14 protein-coding genes and 1 pseudogene are annotated in these 17,123 nt (G+C 56.0%); 9 read left to right on the top strand and 6 right to left on the bottom strand.

Going from position 1 to position 17,123, the window contains the following annotated elements; genetic code table 11:
- Positions 1-20: 20 nt before the first annotated feature.
- The 4 genes and pseudogenes from pyrL to ridA all read left to right on the top strand — a co-directional run bounded on the left by pyrL (position 21) and on the right by ridA (position 2,030).
- Positions 21-157 (top strand): annotated as a pseudogene (gene pyrL, locus QMG90_RS19115) (pyr operon leader peptide).
- 2 nt (positions 158-159) lie between these two features.
- Entirely contained in the window at positions 160-1,095 is a 936-nt protein-coding gene (gene pyrB / locus QMG90_RS19120) for an aspartate carbamoyltransferase (RefSeq protein WP_283281272.1), read from the top strand.
- 13 nt (positions 1,096-1,108) lie between these two features.
- A complete protein-coding gene (gene pyrI / locus QMG90_RS19125) occupies positions 1,109-1,576 on the top strand; it encodes an aspartate carbamoyltransferase regulatory subunit (RefSeq protein WP_283281273.1) in 468 nt (155 codons plus the stop codon).
- A 67-nt stretch (positions 1,577-1,643) separates the two neighbouring features.
- Positions 1,644-2,030, top strand: a complete 387-nt coding sequence (gene ridA / locus QMG90_RS19130; protein WP_283281275.1) for a 2-iminobutanoate/2-iminopropanoate deaminase — start codon at positions 1,644-1,646, stop codon at positions 2,028-2,030.
- 60 nt (positions 2,031-2,090) lie between these two features.
- On the opposite strand, the gene QMG90_RS19135 is transcribed toward ridA, so the two are convergent.
- A complete protein-coding gene (locus tag QMG90_RS19135) occupies positions 2,091-2,984 on the bottom strand; it encodes a PHP domain-containing protein (RefSeq protein ID WP_283281277.1) in 894 nt (297 codons plus the stop codon).
- A gap of 83 nt (positions 2,985-3,067) precedes the next feature.
- Positions 3,068-5,776: a magnesium-translocating P-type ATPase gene (mgtA, locus tag QMG90_RS19140; protein WP_283281279.1), complete on the bottom strand. Its 2,709-nt coding sequence runs from the start codon at positions 5,774-5,776 to the stop codon at positions 3,068-3,070.
- A gap of 392 nt (positions 5,777-6,168) precedes the next feature.
- Between mgtA and treR the strand changes: the two genes are divergently transcribed.
- The 5 genes from treR (at position 6,169) to nrdG (ending at position 13,371) form a co-directional block, all read left to right on the top strand.
- Complete coding sequence (gene treR / locus QMG90_RS19145; RefSeq protein ID WP_283281280.1) at positions 6,169-7,116, top strand: trehalose operon repressor TreR; 948 nt, start codon at positions 6,169-6,171, stop codon at positions 7,114-7,116.
- A 130-nt stretch (positions 7,117-7,246) separates the two neighbouring features.
- On the top strand, positions 7,247-8,665 hold the full coding sequence (treB, locus tag QMG90_RS19150; protein ID WP_283284008.1) for a PTS trehalose transporter subunit IIBC: 1,419 nt from the start codon (positions 7,247-7,249) through the stop codon (positions 8,663-8,665).
- Between the two features lie 44 nt (positions 8,666-8,709).
- Positions 8,710-10,347: an alpha,alpha-phosphotrehalase gene (gene treC, locus QMG90_RS19155; protein ID WP_283281281.1), complete on the top strand. Its 1,638-nt coding sequence runs from the start codon at positions 8,710-8,712 to the stop codon at positions 10,345-10,347.
- A 421-nt stretch (positions 10,348-10,768) separates the two neighbouring features.
- Positions 10,769-12,907, top strand: a complete 2,139-nt coding sequence (gene nrdD / locus QMG90_RS19160; protein WP_283281282.1) for an anaerobic ribonucleoside-triphosphate reductase — start codon at positions 10,769-10,771, stop codon at positions 12,905-12,907.
- Positions 12,907-13,371, top strand: coding sequence for an anaerobic ribonucleoside-triphosphate reductase-activating protein (nrdG, locus tag QMG90_RS19165; RefSeq protein WP_038156163.1), 465 nt, complete (start codon positions 12,907-12,909; stop codon positions 13,369-13,371). Before nrdD ends, nrdG begins: the two co-directional genes overlap by 1 nt.
- Positions 13,372-13,374: 3 nt before the next feature.
- Here nrdG and QMG90_RS19170 read toward each other — a convergent pair whose 3' ends face one another.
- From QMG90_RS19170 to QMG90_RS19185, 4 genes are all read right to left on the bottom strand, one after another.
- Positions 13,375-13,665 carry a type II toxin-antitoxin system RelE family toxin gene (locus QMG90_RS19170; RefSeq protein WP_283281283.1) on the bottom strand — a complete coding sequence of 97 codons (291 nt, stop codon included), beginning with the start codon at positions 13,663-13,665 and terminating at the stop codon, positions 13,375-13,377.
- Complete coding sequence (locus QMG90_RS19175; RefSeq protein ID WP_054179604.1) at positions 13,655-13,897, bottom strand: type II toxin-antitoxin system RelB/DinJ family antitoxin; 243 nt, start codon at positions 13,895-13,897, stop codon at positions 13,655-13,657. The genes QMG90_RS19170 and QMG90_RS19175 overlap by 11 nt, the downstream gene beginning before the upstream one ends.
- 95 nt (positions 13,898-13,992) lie before the next feature.
- A complete protein-coding gene (locus tag QMG90_RS19180; RefSeq protein WP_283281287.1) occupies positions 13,993-15,903 on the bottom strand; it encodes a BglG family transcription antiterminator in 1,911 nt (636 codons plus the stop codon).
- A 49-nt stretch (positions 15,904-15,952) separates the two neighbouring features.
- Positions 15,953-17,104 (bottom strand): lactonase family protein, encoded by a 1,152-nt coding sequence (locus QMG90_RS19185; protein WP_283281288.1) that lies wholly within the window; start codon positions 17,102-17,104, stop codon positions 15,953-15,955.
- Positions 17,105-17,123 lie beyond the last annotated feature (19 nt).

Raw genomic sequence — 17,123 nt, forward strand, 5'->3', positions numbered from 1 at the left:
ACAATTTGCCGGGAGGAAGTATGGTTCAGTGTGTACGACAAACTGTCTCACCGCGTCTGAAAAAGGGCGCAGGCCTGCCGTTTTTCTTCCCGTTGATCATTCATTCTCAAAGCCCCTTATTTAAGGGGCTTTTTTTTGCCCAGCGATCAGGAGATAAACATGGCTAACCCGCTATATCAAAAACATATCATTTCCATAAACGATCTGAGTCGCGAGGACCTTGAACTGGTACTGGCGACCGCGGCGAAACTGAAAGCAAACCCACAGCCGGAGCTGCTGAAGCACAAGGTCATTGCCAGTTGCTTCTTCGAAGCCTCGACCCGCACCCGCCTGTCGTTTGAAACCGCGATGCATCGCCTTGGCGCGAGCGTGGTCGGTTTCTCTGACAGCGCTAACACGTCGCTGGGCAAGAAAGGGGAAACCCTCGCCGACACCATTTCGGTCATCAGCACCTACGTTGACGCCATCGTGATGCGTCACCCGCAGGAAGGCGCAGCGCGTCTGGCGACCGAGTTTTCCGGCAAGGTGCCCATTCTGAACGCCGGCGATGGCTCCAACCAGCACCCGACGCAGACGCTGCTGGATCTGTTCACCATTCAGGAAACCCAGGGCCGTCTGGAAAACCTCAGCGTGGCGATGGTTGGCGACCTGAAATATGGCCGTACCGTACACTCACTGACCCAGGCGCTGGCGAAATTCAACGGCAACCGCTTTTACTTTATCGCCCCGGATGCACTGGCGATGCCGCAATACATCCTCGACATGCTGGACGAAAAAGGCATTGCCTGGAGTCTGCACAGCGCCATCGACGAAGTGCTGGCCGAAGTAGACATTCTGTACATGACCCGCGTGCAGAAAGAGCGTCTCGATCCGTCGGAATACGCCAACGTCAAAGCGCAGTTTGTGCTGCGCGCCAGCGATCTGGAACATGCACGCAGCAATATGAAGGTACTGCACCCGCTGCCGCGTGTTGATGAAATCGCCACTGATGTCGACAAAACGCCGTACGCCTGGTACTTCCAGCAGGCAGGCAACGGGATTTTCGCGCGCCAGGCGTTACTGGCACTGGTACTGAATAGCGATCTGGTTCTGTAAGGGGGAAACGACAATGACACACGATAATAAACTTCAGGTTGAAGCCATCAAATGCGGCACCGTAATTGACCACATCCCCGCGCAGATCGGCTTTAAACTGCTGACGCTGTTCAAACTGACCAAAACCGACCAGCGCATCACCATCGGTCTGAACCTGCCATCCGGCGAGATGGGGCGCAAGGACCTGATTAAAATCGAGAATACGTTTCTGACCGACGAGCAGGTGAACCAACTGGCGCTGTACGCTCCGCAGGCCACCGTCAACCGTATCGACAACTATGAAGTGGTCGGCAAATCACACCCGAGCCTGCCGGATCGCATCGACACTGTGCTGGTATGCCCGAACAGCAACTGCATCAGCCACGCAGAGCCGGTCAGCTCCAGCTTTGCCGTGAAAAAGCGCAGCAGTGATATCGCTCTGAAATGCAAATATTGTGAGAAAGAATTCTCTCATCATGTGGTACTGGCTAACGATTTCTGACTGGTAATGACGGTCCCGGTCCTTATAATGACCAGGACCCTAATTACCGCTGTATTCAGGAGATAACATGAGCAAAATTATCGCGACGGAAAATGCACCCGCAGCTATCGGCCCGTATGTCCAGGGCGTTGATCTTGGCAGCATGATCATCACTTCCGGTCAGATCCCGGTGGATCCAAAAACCGGCAGCGTACCGGATGCCGTTGCCGCACAGGCGCGTCAGTCACTGGAAAACGTGAAAGCGATCGTTGAAGCAGCAGGTCTGAAAGTGGGCGACATCGTGAAAACGACCGTTTTCGTCAAAGATCTGAATGACTTCGCGACCGTTAACGCCACGTATGAAGCCTTCTTCACTGAGCACAACGCCACTTTCCCGGCGCGCTCCTGCGTTGAGGTTGCGCGTCTGCCGAAAGATGTGAAGATCGAAATCGAAGCTATTGCGGTTCGTCGCTAATCGCTGTGCCGGGTCACGAAGACCCGGCAAGTGTTTTCACCGCATCAGGCTCATGGCGCATCAGTAGAGCGTCACCCTTTCAAGAATTTCCCGCGTTTGCGGTGCCGCGTCCGGCCATGGCTGGCTACTGCCGAGCATGATGTTAGGTTTGTTTTTGCCGTGGAAGTCGCTGCCACAGGTCGCCAACAGCGAGTTATCCAGCGTGTACTGATAAAGCTCGCGGCGAAGCGCCTCATCATGATAGCTGGAGAACACCTCCACTCCCTGCACGCCGAGCGGCAGCATCTGCTCAATCACCGACAGATGTTTTTCTTTCACGTTGGCACCGATATGCGCAATCACCGGAATGCCGCCGTTATCGATAATCAGCGCCGCCATTTCTGCCATCGGCGGGAGTTCAACCGTCACATGACAGGGTTTGTCTCTGCCGAAAAAATCCCAGAAAAAGTTTATCAGCGGCATATCGCTGCGCGCATTCCCGGCCCGATAAGGCAACAGTAGATCGTGGTTCGCGTTACGCGCATCCTCTAAAATCAGCTCTGCCATCTGCTCTTCCTGCGGGATGCGGTCACCCGCCATGGCGTACAGGCGCACTTCATCGAGATGGAATCCGAGCGCCCGTAACTTGCTGAGTTTCAGCGGCGTCGCCGCACGTTCCAGTTGCTGAAAGTTCTGCTCGACAGCGGCAAAATCGCGACTGTCACGACGAAAGCCGTAGCCCAGCAAGTGGTAATTATTACCGGCAAACGCACAGTCAATTTCGATTCCCGTCATCACGCTGACGCCATTCGCTTTGCCGCCACAAATGGCCTCTTCCACTGAACGCGCGGAGTTGTGGTCGGTGATCGCCAGCACCGCAAGATCTGCCGCTTTCGCCATCGTTAACAGGTCACCGACGGCGAAATCGGCATCGTCGCTGTACGCCGAATGGGTATGTAAATCAATACGTTCCATCACCTTCTCCTTAAGCTGATAATCATGTACTGACAGGCACTATACCGGACGGCGTACCGGGAAAAATTGCGCTCGAATAATAATTACTGCCAGCCGTAACGACGGCTGTAAAACCCTTTCACCAGTTGCGTCAGCGTCATGTAGCCAACGAGAATCGCTACCAGCCACGGGAAATAGCTCAGCGGTAACGCCTGCAACTGCAAGTACCCCGCCAGTGGCGAAAACGGCAGCGCAATGCCTGCGACCATCACCACCAGCGTCATCGCCAGCAGCGGCCACGCGGCACGACTCTGGATGAACGGAATGCGGCGCGTGCGGATCATATGCACAATCAGCGTCTGCGACAGCAACCCGACCACGAACCAGCCGGACTGGAACAGGGTCTGGTGTTCCGGCGTGGTGGCGTGGAATACAAACCACATCAGGCAGAACGTCAGGATGTCGAAGATCGAGCTGATCGGCCCGAAGAACAGCATGAAGCGCCCCAGATCTCGGGGGTTCCAGCGCTGTGGTTTCTGGATCTGTTCGTCGTCCACGTTGTCGAACGGGATCGCCACCTGCGACACATCGTACAGCAGATTCTGAATCAACAGGTGCAGCGGCAGCATCGGCAGAAACGGCAGGAACGCGCTGGCGACCAGCACGCTGAAGACGTTGCCGAAATTGGAACTGGCGGTCATCTTGATGTATTTCAGCATGTTGGCGAAGGTACGACGCCCTTCGATCACCCCGGCTTCCAGCACCATCAGGCTCTTTTCCAGCAGGATGATATCCGCGGCTTCACGGGCGATATCCACCGCGCCATCCACTGAAATACCGATATCCGCCGCACGCAGCGCAGGGGCGTCATTAATGCCATCCCCCATAAAACCCACCACATGCCCTTCACGCTTGAGCAGTGTCACGATGCGCTCTTTGTGCATTGGCGTCAGGCGGGCGAACAGCGCCGTGTTGCGGGCAAGCCGCGCCAGTTCATCGTCGTCAAGACGCTCAATGTCGCTGCCGATCACCACCTCGCCAGGATCCAGCCCGACGTCGTGGCACACTTTGGCAGCCACCAGCTCGCTGTCGCCGGTGAGGATTTTGACATTGATCCCGCTGGCCTTCAGCGCATTCAGCGCCGGAGCGGTGCTCTCTTTCGGCGGATCGAGAAACGCGATGTATCCTTCGAGGATCAGATCAGATTCATCAATGCGCTGATAATCCCCTTCGCGAGCCGGCAGCACTTTACTGGCCACGGCCACCACGCGCAGTCCCTGACGATTGAGCATGTCGGTCACCCGCGTAATACGGCGCAGCATGGTGTTATCCAGCGGTACGATATCGCCGTTATGACGCACCTGCGTGGAGACGCTGAGGATCTCCTGTAGCGCGCCTTTGCAGATCAATTGATGGACGTGTTCCTGTTCAGCGACCACTACCGACATCCGGCGACGCTCAAAATCAAACGGGATCTCATCCACTTTCTGCCAGCGCTCGGCCAGCCCGCGCGCGGCATCCTGCCCGACCCCTTCCAGCACCGCCGTATCGAGCAGGTTTTTCAGCCCGGTCTGATAATGGCTGTTGAGCCAGGCGCAGTGCAGTACGCGCTCGCTGACCTTGCCGGATACATCGGTATGGTTTTCCAGCACGATTTTATCCTGCGTCAGGGTGCCGGTTTTGTCAGTGCAGAGGATATCCATCGCGCCGAAATTCTGGATAGCGTCCAGATGCTTGACGATCACCTTTTGTTTCGACAGTTTCACTGCCCCGCGCGCCAGCGTGGAGGTGACGATCATCGGCAACATTTCCGGCGTCAGGCCCACCGCCACGGAGAGCGCAAACAGCGCCGCTTCCCACCAGTCGCCCTTGGTATAGCCGTTAATCAGCAACACCACCGGCGTCATCACCAGCATAAAACGGATGAGCAACATGCTGACGCGGCTGATGCCTTTCTGGAACGCGTTCGGTTCGCTCTCCTGCTCGCTGACACGCCCGGCCAGTTGCCCGAACCAGGTATTGCCGCCGGTGGCGAACACGACAGCCTGCGCCGTGCCGCTGACCACGTTAGTGCCCATAAAGCAGAGCGTGTCGCACTCAAGCGGGTTGCTTTGCTGCGGTTCACGACTACGCACCACCTTCTCAACCGGGATGGATTCGCCGGTCAACGACGCCTGGGCGACGAACAGATCGCGGGCCTGAAAAATGCGCAGATCAGCGGGGATCATGTCGCCTGCCGACAGCTTCACCACGTCGCCCGGCACCAGTTGATCGAGCGGAATTTCGCACCAGCGGCTTTCGCCCCGATCGTTAACCACCCGCAGTACGGTGGCGGTATTGCTGACCATCGCCTTCAGCGCATCCGCCGCCCGGGTGGAGCGCGCTTCCTGAATAAAGTTCAGCAGCGTGGAAATGCCCACCATCAGAGCGATCACCACCGCCGCAAATAAGTCTTCGGTGGAGTAGGAGATGATCCCCAGCGCCGTCAGCAGCAAATTAAACGGGTTGCGATAGCACAGCCACAAATGTCCCCACCACGGCACCGGTTTCTGCGCCGGAATGGTGTTTTCACCGTACTGTTCGCGATGATCCTCAACCTCCATCACGTTCAGCCCTTCCGGGTGGCTGTCGAAAGCGCGCCAGATTTCGTTTTCATCCATCGCAGCGATGTTCAGACAATGGCGGGCAAGCGAGTCCGGGACTGGACCGCTGGCAAGCGTTTTCTCTGCGGGCATCGGATCGCGCTGAACGAGACGGCGCGGCAAGCGGCGGCCAAGCTGTGCAAGCAGCTGCCGGGTAATAGTTTTCCACATAAAAAAGTCCCTCCACGCCCATAGCAGACGGGCGCAGTATGGTTTTCAGGCAGAGCAAAGCCATACCTGAAAGGCACAAAAATTGACTACAGGGACATCAACGACGTCACTGCCTCACCGCACCGGTAAGACAGCAATCACAGCCTTACCGGAGCGAAAAAAATCCCCATCGATGGCGGGGAGTGGGATCGGGATCCATACAGCCTCCGGTAAGTGAAAGAAGAGATACCGCGCAAGTCAGCCAGATAAACAATGAAGCTTGTGCGAGGTTGGCGTTATCATACGACCGCGCAACTAAACCGGGCATCAACCAGATTTTACCCATTGCGGTTTGGTTGAATAACAGTAGTCTCTGTTTATTCTGCAGCACTGACTGACTACGGGAATTGAGGATGCAAAACCGGCTGACCATAAAAGACATCGCTCGTTTAAGCGGGGTGGGCAAATCCACTGTCTCCCGCGTGCTGAATAATGAAAGCGGCGTGAGCGAACGCACCCGGGAACGTATTGAAGCGGTCATGCTTCAGCACGGATTTTCCCCTTCCCGCTCGGCGCGCGCCATGCGAGGGCAGAGCGACAAAGTGGTCGCCATTATCGTCACCCGTCTCGATTCCCTCTCTGAAAACCTCGCTGTACAAACGATGCTGCCCGCCTTTTACGAACGCGGTTACGATCCCATCATGATCGAGAGTCAGTTTTCCCCGGCGCTGGTGGAAGAGCATTTAGGCATGCTGAGCCGCCGTAACATTGACGGTGTGGTGCTGTTTGGCTTCACTGGCGTCACCGACGCGATGCTCGCGCCCTGGCAATCGACGCTGGTGTTGCTGGCACGGGACGCCAGCGGGTTTGCTTCGGTCTGTTACGATGATGAAGGCGCCATCGAGATGCTGATGCAGCGCCTGTACGGTCAGGGGCATCGCCATATCAGCTTTCTCGGCGTGCCGCACAGCGACGTCACCACCGGCAAACGCCGCCATGCCGCCTATCTTGCCTTCTGTAAAAAACGCAAAATCAACCCGGTTGCCGCGCTGCCAGGTCTGGCGATGAAACAGGGTTATGACAACGTCGCGAAAGTCATGAACGCTGACACCACCGCCCTGCTCTGCGCCACCGACACCCTCGCCATTGGCGCCAGCAAATATTTGCAGGAACAACGCATCGACACTATCCAGCTGGCGAGCGTCGGCAACACACCGCTGATGAAGTTTCTTCACCCGGAAATTATCACGGTTGATCCCGGCTACGCCGAGGCGGGAAGCCGCGCGGCGCAACAGTTGATCGAGCAAATCAGCGGTCATGCCGAACCCCGTCAGATAGTGATCCCCGCCCGGCTCGCGTAACCCTCGCCTGTATAAAATGTGTGATCTTCGCTGCGTTTCGGGAACGTTCCCATTTACCGGATTTGAGGAAAGGCTCAGGATGCTCATCAGGTCATTACGCAACATCCTTCATCTGCCATGAGGCTTCATGATGAGCAAAGTCAATCAGCAGGATATCGACAACCTGATCGATCTGGTGGGCGGGCGCGAGAACATCGCCACCGTCAGCCACTGTATTACCCGTTTGCGCTTCGTCCTGAACTCGCCCGCGAAAGCCAACCCGAAGGCCATCGAAGCATTACCGATGGTCAAAGGCTGCTTTACCAACGCCGGGCAGTTCCAGGTGGTCATCGGCACTAACGTCGGCGATTACTACCAGGCGCTGCTGGCCACCACCGGCCAGGCGTCTGCCGATAAAGAACAGGCGAAAAAAGCCGCGCGCCAGAACATGAAATGGCACGAGCAGTTGATTTCCCATTTCGCTGAGATCTTCTTCCCGCTGCTACCGGCTCTCATCAGCGGCGGCCTGATCCTTGGTTTCCGTAACGTGATTGGCGATCTGCCGATGAGCAACGGCCAGACGCTGGCGCAAATGTACCCGTCGCTGAAAACGATCTATGACTTCCTGTGGCTGATCGGCGAAGCCATCTTCTTCTATCTGCCGGTCGGCATCTGCTGGTCTGCAGTAAGAAAAATGGGCGGTACGCCGATCCTCGGCATTGTGCTGGGCGTCACGCTGGTCTCGCCGCAACTGATGAACGCTTACCTGCTCGGTCAGCAGGCGCCGGAAGTATGGAATTTTGGCCTGTTCAGCATCGCCAAAGTGGGCTATCAGGCGCAGGTCATTCCGGCGCTGCTGGCAGGTCTGGCGCTCGGGTTTATCGAAACGCGCATGAAGCGCATCGTGCCTGACTATCTCTATCTGGTCATCGTGCCGGTCTGCTCGCTGATCCTCGCCGTGTTCCTCGCTCATGCATTGATCGGCCCGTTCGGGCGTCTGATTGGCGATGGCGTGGCCTTCGCGGTGCGCCACCTGATGACCGGCAGCTTCGCCCCGGTTGGCGCTGCGCTGTTTGGTTTCCTGTATGCGCCGCTGGTGATCACCGGCGTGCATCAGACCACGCTGGCAATTGATATGCAGATGATCCAGAGCATGGGCGGAACGCCGGTGTGGCCGCTGATTGCGCTTTCCAACATCGCGCAGGCCTCGGCGGTGGTGGGCATTATTATTGTCAGCCGCAAACACAACGAACGTGAAATTTCCGTTCCGGCCGCTATCTCCGCCTTTCTCGGCGTCACCGAACCGGCGATGTATGGTATTAACCTCAAATACCGTTTCCCGATGCTGTGCGCGATGGTGGGTTCCGGGCTGGCGGGTCTGCTGTGCGGCCTCAATGGTGTGATGGCGAACGGCATTGGTGTTGGCGGCTTGCCGGGCATTCTCTCCATCCAGCCAGCCTACTGGCAGGTTTACGCGCTGGCGATGGCCATCGCGGTAGTGGTTCCAATTGTACTGACTTCAGTGGTTTATCAGCGCAAGTTCCGTCAGGGCTCGCTGCAAATTGTGTAATGATGTTGGGGCGCGGGGCGCCCCTTTTTTAGCAGGAAAGCATAATGAATACCCTTCCCCACTGGTGGCAAAACGGCGTTATCTACCAGATTTACCCCAGAAGCTTTCAGGACACGACCGGCAGCGGCACCGGCGATTTACGCGGCGTCACCGCCCGTCTCGACTACCTGCAGACACTCGGCATTGACGCCATCTGGCTGACGCCGTTCTACGTCTCGCCGCAGATAGATAACGGCTACGACGTGGCGAACTACACTGCCATCGATCCCACTTACGGCACGCTGGACGACTTCGACGAACTGGTGGCTCAGGCCAAATCGCGCAACATTCGTGTCGTGCTCGATATGGTGTTCAACCACACGTCAACGCAACACCCGTGGTTTCGTGAATCGCTGAACCCGGACAGCCCTTACCGGGAGTTCTACATCTGGCGTGATGAGCCCAACAACTGGCGGTCGAAATTTGGCGGCAACGCCTGGCAGTGGCACCCGGAGAGTAAACAATACTTTCTGCACCTGTTCGCACCAGAACAGGCGGATCTCAACTGGGAAAATCCGGCGGTACGCGCAGAGCTGAAAAAAGTGTGCGAGTTCTGGGCCGATCGCGGTGTGGATGGTCTGCGCCTTGACGTCGTCAACCTGATCTCCAAAGACCAGGCCTTCCCGGACGATGATCGCGGCGATGGCCGCCGTTTCTACACCGATGGCCCACGCGCACATGAATTTTTGCAGGAGCTGAGCCGTGATGTCTTCACGCCCGGCTACCTGATGACGGTGGGCGAAATGTCCTCCACATCACTCGAACACTGCCAGCAATATGCCGCCCTCGACGGGCGCGAGCTGTCGATGACCTTTAACTTTCATCATCTGAAGGTCGATTACCCCGACGGCGAAAAGTGGACGCTGGCAAAACCCGATTACGTCGCCCTGAAAGCGCTGTTCCGCCACTGGCAGCAGGGCATGCATAACGTCGCCTGGAACGCGCTGTTCTGGTGTAATCACGACCAGCCGCGCATCGTCTCACGGTTTGGCGACGAAGGCGCGCTGCGCGATACCTCGGCGAAAATGCTGGCGATGGTGCTGCATGGCATGCAGGGCACGCCGTACATCTATCAGGGGGAAGAGATCGGCATGACCAACCCGCACTTCCGTCAGATAACCGAATATCGCGATGTGGAAAGCCACAACATGTACGCTGAACTGGGCGCTCAGGGGCGTAGTGGCGATGAGCTACTGGCGATCCTCGCCAGTAAATCCCGCGACAATAGCCGTACGCCAATGCAGTGGTGCGCGCAGCCGCACGGCGGTTTCACCACCGGCGAGCCGTGGATCGGGCTTTGCGACAATTATCGCGAGATCAATGTCGACGCTGCGCTGCACGATCCGGATTCGGTGTTTTACACCTATCAGCGGCTTATCGCTCTGCGTAAGTGTGAACCGATCCTGACCTGGGGAGATTATGACGATCTGTTGCCGGAGCACCCGGCGTTGTGGTGCTATCGCCGCCAGTGGCAGGGGCAGACGCTGATGGTCATCGCCAACCTGAGCAATCTGTTCCAGCCATGGTCACCCCAGAACACAGACGGCGCCTGGAAAACCCTCATCAGCAACTATACGGAAACCGCACAAAAACCCGGCGATATGACGCTTCGCCCCTTTGAAGCGGTCTGGTGGCTGCAATAAATCACCTGGATCCAGGCAGGGTAGAAACCTGATCCGGTTTTTACCCTGCCGGTTGTCGTTAAGTGACGTGAGTCCGTGTTTTTGTTGAATATTTACTCAGAAAATTCTCATCAACATTTACATTCCCACCGATTCCCTGCTGATGCCCGTCTACTGCGCCACGCGCTTTTTACTTTGTTCTGAATCAATAAAAATGCAAACTTGTTTGATGCAAATCACTATATATAGAATTTAGAATGCACCTCGACCCAACATATAGTATTAATCGTCTATTATGTCATCAGCTCCCATCGAATTATGGCGGTGATGGGTGTGGATAAAACGGGTCATGGCCGAAGGAAGTGTTTGGTTGCACTATGAATAACGCCTTCCGCCATCGTTCCGCCTCTGTGGATAACCTGTTCTTTTATATGGAGTGATCATGACACCGCATGTGATGAAACGAGACGGCTGTAAAGTGCCTTTCAAATCAGAACGCATTCAGGAAGCTATTCTGCGTGCGGCAAAAGCAGCGGGAGTCGATGACGCAGATTACTGCGCCACCGTCGCGGCAGTGGTGAGTCAACAAATGCAGGGCCGCACGCAGGTCGATATCAGCGAAATTCAGACAGCCGTGGAAAACCAGCTGATGTCTGGCGCCTACAAGCAAATGGCGCGTGCTTATATTGAATACCGACACGATCGCGACATCCAGCGCGAGAAGCGCGGTCGTCTGAATCAGGAAATTCGTGGGCTGGTCGAGCAGACCAACTCCGCGCTGCTGAACGAAAACGCGAACAAAGACAGTAAAGTGATCCCGACGCAACGCGATCTTCTGGCCGGTATTGTCGCCAAACACTATGCCCGTCAGCATCTGCTGCCGCGCGACGTGGTGCAGGCGCACGAGCGTGGCGACATTCATTACCACGATCTCGACTATTCCCCTTTCTTCCCGATGTTCAACTGCATGCTGATCGATCTGAAAGGCATGCTGACGCAGGGCTTCAAGATGGGGAACGCGGAAATCGAACCGCCAAAATCCATCTCGACGGCAACGGCGGTTACCGCGCAGATCATCGCGCAAGTGGCAAGCCACATTTATGGCGGCACCACCATTAACCGTATTGATGAAGTGCTGGCGCCGTTCGTTACCGCCAGCTTCAAAAAGCATCGTAAGGTCGCTGAAGAGTGGCAGATCCCCGATGCCGACGGCTACGCCCATGCGCGTACCGAGAAAGAGTGCTATGACGCGTTCCAGTCGCTGGAATATGAAGTCAACACGCTGCATACCGCCAATGGTCAGACGCCGTTCGTTACCTTCGGTTTTGGCCTCGGCACCAGTTGGGAATCGCGCATGATCCAGCAGTCGATTCTGCGCAACCGCATCGCGGGTCTCGGTAAAAACCGTAAAACGGCGGTCTTCCCGAAACTGGTCTTTGCGATCCGCGACGGCCTGAACCACAAGTTTGGCGATCCGAACTACGACATCAAACAACTGGCGCTGGAATGTGCGAGCAAGCGCATGTACCCGGATATTCTGAACTATGACCAGGTGGTGAAAGTCACCGGCTCGTTCAAAACCCCGATGGGCTGCCGCAGCTTCCTTGGCGTGTACGAAGATGAAAACGGCGAGCAGGTTCACGATGGCCGTAACAACCTCGGCGTCATCAGCCTTAACCTGCCGCGCATTGCGCTGGAAGCGAAAGGTAACGAAGCCGTGTTCTGGAAACTGCTCGACGACCGTCTGCAACTGGCGCGTAAGGCGCTGATGACGCGTATCGCCCGTCTGGAAGGGGTGAAAGCCCGCGTGGCGCCGATTCTGTATATGGAAGGCGCTTGCGGCGTACGTCTGAAAGCGGACGACGATATTTCCGGCATCTTCAAAAACGGTCGCGCGTCGATTTCACTGGGCTATATCGGCATCCATGAAACTATCAACGCGTTATCTGGCAACCAGCACATTTATGACAGCGCTGCACTGCGTGAAAAAGGCGTGGCGATTGTCCAGCGTCTGCGCGATGCGGTAAACCAGTGGAAAGACGAGACCGGTTATGGTTTCAGCCTCTACAGTACGCCGAGTGAAAACCTCTGCGACCGCTTCTGCCGTCTGGATACCGCAGAATTTGGCATCGTTGAAGGCGTGACGGACAAAGGCTATTACACCAACAGCTTCCACCTCGACGTGGAGAAAAAGGTTAACCCGTACGACAAGATCGACTTTGAAGCACCGTACCCGCCGCTGGCGAGCGGGGGCTTCATTTGCTATGGCGAGTACCCGAATATTCAGCACAACCTGAAAGCGCTGGAAGATGTCTGGGATTACAGCTATCAGCACGTGCCGTACTACGGTACCAACACGCCGATTGATGAATGCTACGAGTGCGGTTTTACCGGTGAATTCGAGTGTACCAGCAAGGGCTTTACCTGCCCGAAATGCGGCAACCACGACGCTTCTCGCGTGTCGGTCACCCGCCGCGTTTGTGGTTACCTCGGCAGCCCGGACGCACGTCCATTCAACGCCGGTAAGCAGGAAGAGGTGAAACGCCGCGTTAAGCATTTAGGTAACGGGCAGATTGGCTAATGCACTTTCATCAATACTATCCCGTCGATATCGTCAACGGGCCTGGTACGCGATGCACCCTGTTTGTGTCAGGGTGCGTCCATGAATGCCCCGGGTGCTACAACAAAAGCACCTGGCGGCTCAACTCCGGACAGCCGTTTACCCAGGCGATGGAAGACCAGATCATCAACGACCTGAACGATACCCGCATTCATCGTCAGGGCGTGTCGCTGTCGGGCGGTGATCCGCTACACCCGCAGAATGTGCCGGACATTCTGAAGCTGGTACAACGCGTACGCGCCGAATGCCCGGGCAAAGACATCTGGGTATGGACGGGCTACAAGCTGGACGAACTCACCGACGCGCAAATGGCGGTGGTCAATCTGATCAACGTGCTGGTTGATGGTAAATTCGTACAGGACTTAAAAGACCCGGCGCTGATCTGGCGTGGCAGCAGTAACCAGGTAGTGCATCACTTGCGGTAGTTCTTACTCATCCAGCCGTTTGTCCGCACTAGCGTAGACGGCTGATTTCTCTCGTTTTCCCACCGCAATGACCATCACCACAACAATTTCCTCTCTGACTTGATAAACCAGTCTGTAACCTGCTGTTTTTAATTTTATTTTATAGCAGTCCGGCAAATCATGCAGTCTGGCGGATTCAACGTGCGGGTGAACAAGCACCTCAGCCAGTTTCTTTTTGAACTGTGAACGGACGGTACTACCCAGCTTTTTCCACTCTTTCAAGGCGCGGGGATCAAACTCCAGTTCATAGCTCATCCAGCCTGACCTTAATGCCCTTTTGGGGATTAGCCAGCCGTTCACGCACGGTGCGCAGTAAGGCGTCTTCGGTATCGCTGACAGTCACCGTTTTCACCGGCATGCGACCGTTTTCCGCGAGGTATTGAAACAACAACCGAACGGCTTCTGTTGGGGTGAGATTGAGTTTATCCAGCACGGCGTATGCCTCTTCCTTAAGTTTGTCATCAAGTCTGACGTTAAGTGTGGCCATTATGCCTCCGGAAAAAGAAAAGATGTAATGCATTATAGCATTACATCTGCATTACATTCATTTCTGGAAAGCGGCTCGCAGAACTTATCCCGCACTCAGAAACGGCTTACACACTCCATTGCCACCGCTTTAAATTCGCTAAAGCTTTGACAGGCGGAGAGTCTCTGCATGGCGCGCTCGCGCAGGAAGGTGACGAAAATGTCGTAAATCGCCATCGCTTCTTCGTATTCGCTTTTACTGATCGCCAGCAGGAAAATCGCGTGCGCGGTTTCATCTCCCCAGCGGATACCCTGCGGCGCCAGCACGGTATAGACCACCGTTTTTTTCGCCAGCAGGCCAAGGGCGTGGGGCAACGCAATCCCTTCACCGAGCATGGTACTGACGATAGCCTCACGCTCGACCACCGAGGCATGGAATTCGGCATCGACGAAACCCTCTTCGCAAAGGCTGTCACACAACTCACGGAACAACGTTTGCTGATCCATCGGCGTGTTGATCACCCGGAAATGAGAGGCATCAAAGAATTTTTCCAGCATCCACGGGCGCGTTCTGTCCACCAGCACCAGCTTGCCGATTTGCTCCAGTTGATAATCGGTCGGGAATGGCGCAATCGTCACCACCGGCTTGTCTTTTTCGCTGATACGAACGGTCGATATCACAAAGTCTTCGGCGATGCTTTCGCGGTCTTCATAGTCGCGCAGTGAAAGCGTATCGGTAATTTCAATCTGCGGATATTTTCGCAGCAGTACCGCTTCGATCATTCTGACCATCGCATTGCCGGCGTCGCACACCAGCAAGACGCGCGGCTGCCGCTGGTAACCAATGTTGTAATGGCGCTCAAGCCCGACGCCGATATGCAGCACCAGGAAACCGATCTCGTTTTCGCTGATGACGTACGGCGTGTATTTCCCCCAACTGGAGACTGCCGCCAGCGTCATGTCCCACGCCATCGGATAGTGCTGTTTGATGTTATCGAGCAGCGGATTGGGGATCATGATCTGGTAGCGCACCCGGGTGATCATCGTTTTGATATGGGTGAGCAGATCGGCGTGTAGTTGCGCATCGTTCAACAGGTTGTAGTTATATTGCGTGTTGATATAGCGAAGAATGTAGTTCACCAACGCTTCGTCATCGTCGGCGCTAATGGTTTCCGGATCAACATCCTGTACCTGGCGTGCAGCGATGTGCACGCACAGCCACTCCTCTTCCGCCGGTGATAACGTCTTCCCTGCCAGTTGCTGCAACGATGCCGCGATATCCTGTGCCGCATCGCGCACGTTCTGCGCAACATCTTCCGCGCTGAATTCTGACAGTGGGTAACCTTCGCTGATGCGGCGAACCGCCACCGCGCAATAGATACGCACAAAGCGCTCGCCTTCCGCCGTCAGGCGCACATGGTGGCGAGTAAACGCCTCCTGTAATACTTCCGCCAGCCGCTCCGGGACCCCGGCGTTGAGCGCCTCTTCGGTGATCAGCGGGTTGGCGCTGTCGGTTTGTGCCAGCTCCCATAACAGGTCCGTCAGACAGGCGCGAATGGACACTTCGCTGCCAAACAGTTTCATGCCATGACGCGGGCGGGTTTCCAGCGTCAGTTGATAGCGCTGAAAACGTTCGCGTACGTCAACCATATCGCTTTGCAGCGTGGCGCGGCTGACAAACCATTCATCGGCTAAATCTTCCAGCTTGAGGGAAAAGGCAGAGGTGAGAAAGCGTACGGATAAGTAATTCACCCGCTCATGGGCAGTGCGCGGAATGCGCAACGCTTTCGGGCGTGAGGCATCCAGCGTCTGGTAACGTGAGGGGTCATCGATTTTCAGCTGATAACCACTGCCGCGCGTCAGAATAAACTGCGCGCCATAGTGCAGCAGCAGTGAATTCAGCGCGGTAATATCAGCGCGAACGGTACGGGTGGAAACCGACAGTCGCTGCGCCAGTTCATCCTGCGGCAGCGTTTCGTTTTGCAGCAAATCAAACAGTTGCGCTAAACGTTGGTTGGGGAATCGCACGTCAGTTTCCTCTCTGATTGGCGGGCACCTCGCGCACCCGCCTTACCACTTAGGGTTTTGATGATATGACCATTTGCGATGGGCTTCCCACCGCCGTGTAGTCCTCTGCAAAGGTTAACTTGCCATCAGTCGGCGACACGCTGAAACGGGTGATATTGTCGCTGCGCTGATTCATCACATACAGCCAGCGGCCTTGTGCGTCGAGCGTCAGCGTGCGCGGATAGTCGCCGCGCGTCCAGATATCCTGCTGGTGTGTCAGTGTACCGTCGGCCGTTACAGTAAAGTGACCAATACTGTTATGCAAACGGTTGGCAACATACAGCTGTTTTCCGTCCTGGCTTAACACCAGACCCGCAGCAAAACTGGTGCCTTTGTAACCGTCCGGTAATGCCGAAATCGTTTTACCCTCGCGCAGTGTGCCGGTGGCCGTATCCAGTTGATAGTAAGTTAGCGTAGAAGCTTCTTCGTTAATCAGCCACAGGCCGTTACCTTTCGGGGTAAAGACAAAGTGGCGCGGACCGGCGCCGTTAGAGGAAGCTGCCACAAACGGCGGATCGTTCGGCGTCAGCTTGCCGCTCGCGGCGTCAAAGCGGTATTGATAGACGCGATCCAGCCCCAGATCGGTAGAAAAAACATATTTCCCGCTGGGATCAGCGGCGATCATGTGGGCATGCGGGCCATTATGATCACTAATAGCAAAACTGCCTTCGACAGCGCCTTCAGGCTTTGCCGCGCCCGCCGGACCTTCGTCCTGATGCGTATCGCTCGCCTCGCCCAGGCTGCCATCCGCCTTCACCGGCAACACGGCAATCGAACCGCTGACGTAGTTTGCCACCAGCAAATGTTTGCCATCCGGGGTCAGCGAGAGATAAACCGGCCCGGCACCGCCAGAAGCGGCCTGATTCAGCTCGCTCAGTTCACCCTTTTCATTAATGCGCCAGGCCTGCACGACACCTTTTTCAACTTCGCTGGCGGCATACAGCGTTTTACCATCTGCGGAGACGGTGAGCTGTGCAGCGTTAGGTAGCGTGCTGACCAGCGTTTTGTCGCTGAGTACGCCGGTTTGTGGATCAACCGAAAAACGGTACAACCCTTCACCATTCGGATTGTAGGTGCCCACCCAGGCAAACTGCGTTTGCGCCGTGGCGGCGGTGGCGAGCAGAGAAAATGAAGCAACAAGCAGATGACGTGCGCAAAGCATATTAACTCCTTGATGGATC

This window comes from Trabulsiella odontotermitis (assembly GCF_030053895.1).
Taxonomy (GTDB): Bacteria; Pseudomonadota; Gammaproteobacteria; order Enterobacterales; family Enterobacteriaceae; genus Trabulsiella; species Trabulsiella odontotermitis_C.

What these genes read in the sequence shown, in the direction of transcription:
- pyrB (WP_283281272.1), top strand. Translation starts at nt 160, where the DNA reads ATGGCTAACCCGCTATATCAAAAACATATCATTTCCATAAACGATCTG.
- pyrI (WP_283281273.1), top strand. Translation starts at nt 1,109, where the DNA reads ATGACACACGATAATAAACTTCAGGTTGAAGCCATCAAATGCGGCACC.
- ridA (WP_283281275.1), top strand. Translation starts at nt 1,644, where the DNA reads ATGAGCAAAATTATCGCGACGGAAAATGCACCCGCAGCTATCGGCCCG.
- QMG90_RS19135 (WP_283281277.1), bottom strand. Translation starts at nt 2,984, where the DNA reads ATGGAACGTATTGATTTACATACCCATTCGGCGTACAGCGACGATGCC.
- mgtA (WP_283281279.1), bottom strand. Translation starts at nt 5,776, where the DNA reads ATGTGGAAAACTATTACCCGGCAGCTGCTTGCACAGCTTGGCCGCCGC.
- treR (WP_283281280.1), top strand. Translation starts at nt 6,169, where the DNA reads ATGCAAAACCGGCTGACCATAAAAGACATCGCTCGTTTAAGCGGGGTG.
- treB (WP_283284008.1), top strand. Translation starts at nt 7,247, where the DNA reads ATGAGCAAAGTCAATCAGCAGGATATCGACAACCTGATCGATCTGGTG.
- treC (WP_283281281.1), top strand. Translation starts at nt 8,710, where the DNA reads ATGAATACCCTTCCCCACTGGTGGCAAAACGGCGTTATCTACCAGATT.
- nrdD (WP_283281282.1), top strand. Translation starts at nt 10,769, where the DNA reads ATGACACCGCATGTGATGAAACGAGACGGCTGTAAAGTGCCTTTCAAA.
- nrdG (WP_038156163.1), top strand. Translation starts at nt 12,907, where the DNA reads ATGCACTTTCATCAATACTATCCCGTCGATATCGTCAACGGGCCTGGT.
- QMG90_RS19170 (WP_283281283.1), bottom strand. Translation starts at nt 13,665, where the DNA reads ATGAGCTATGAACTGGAGTTTGATCCCCGCGCCTTGAAAGAGTGGAAA.
- QMG90_RS19175 (WP_054179604.1), bottom strand. Translation starts at nt 13,897, where the DNA reads ATGGCCACACTTAACGTCAGACTTGATGACAAACTTAAGGAAGAGGCA.
- QMG90_RS19185 (WP_283281288.1), bottom strand. Translation starts at nt 17,104, where the DNA reads ATGCTTTGCGCACGTCATCTGCTTGTTGCTTCATTTTCTCTGCTCGCC.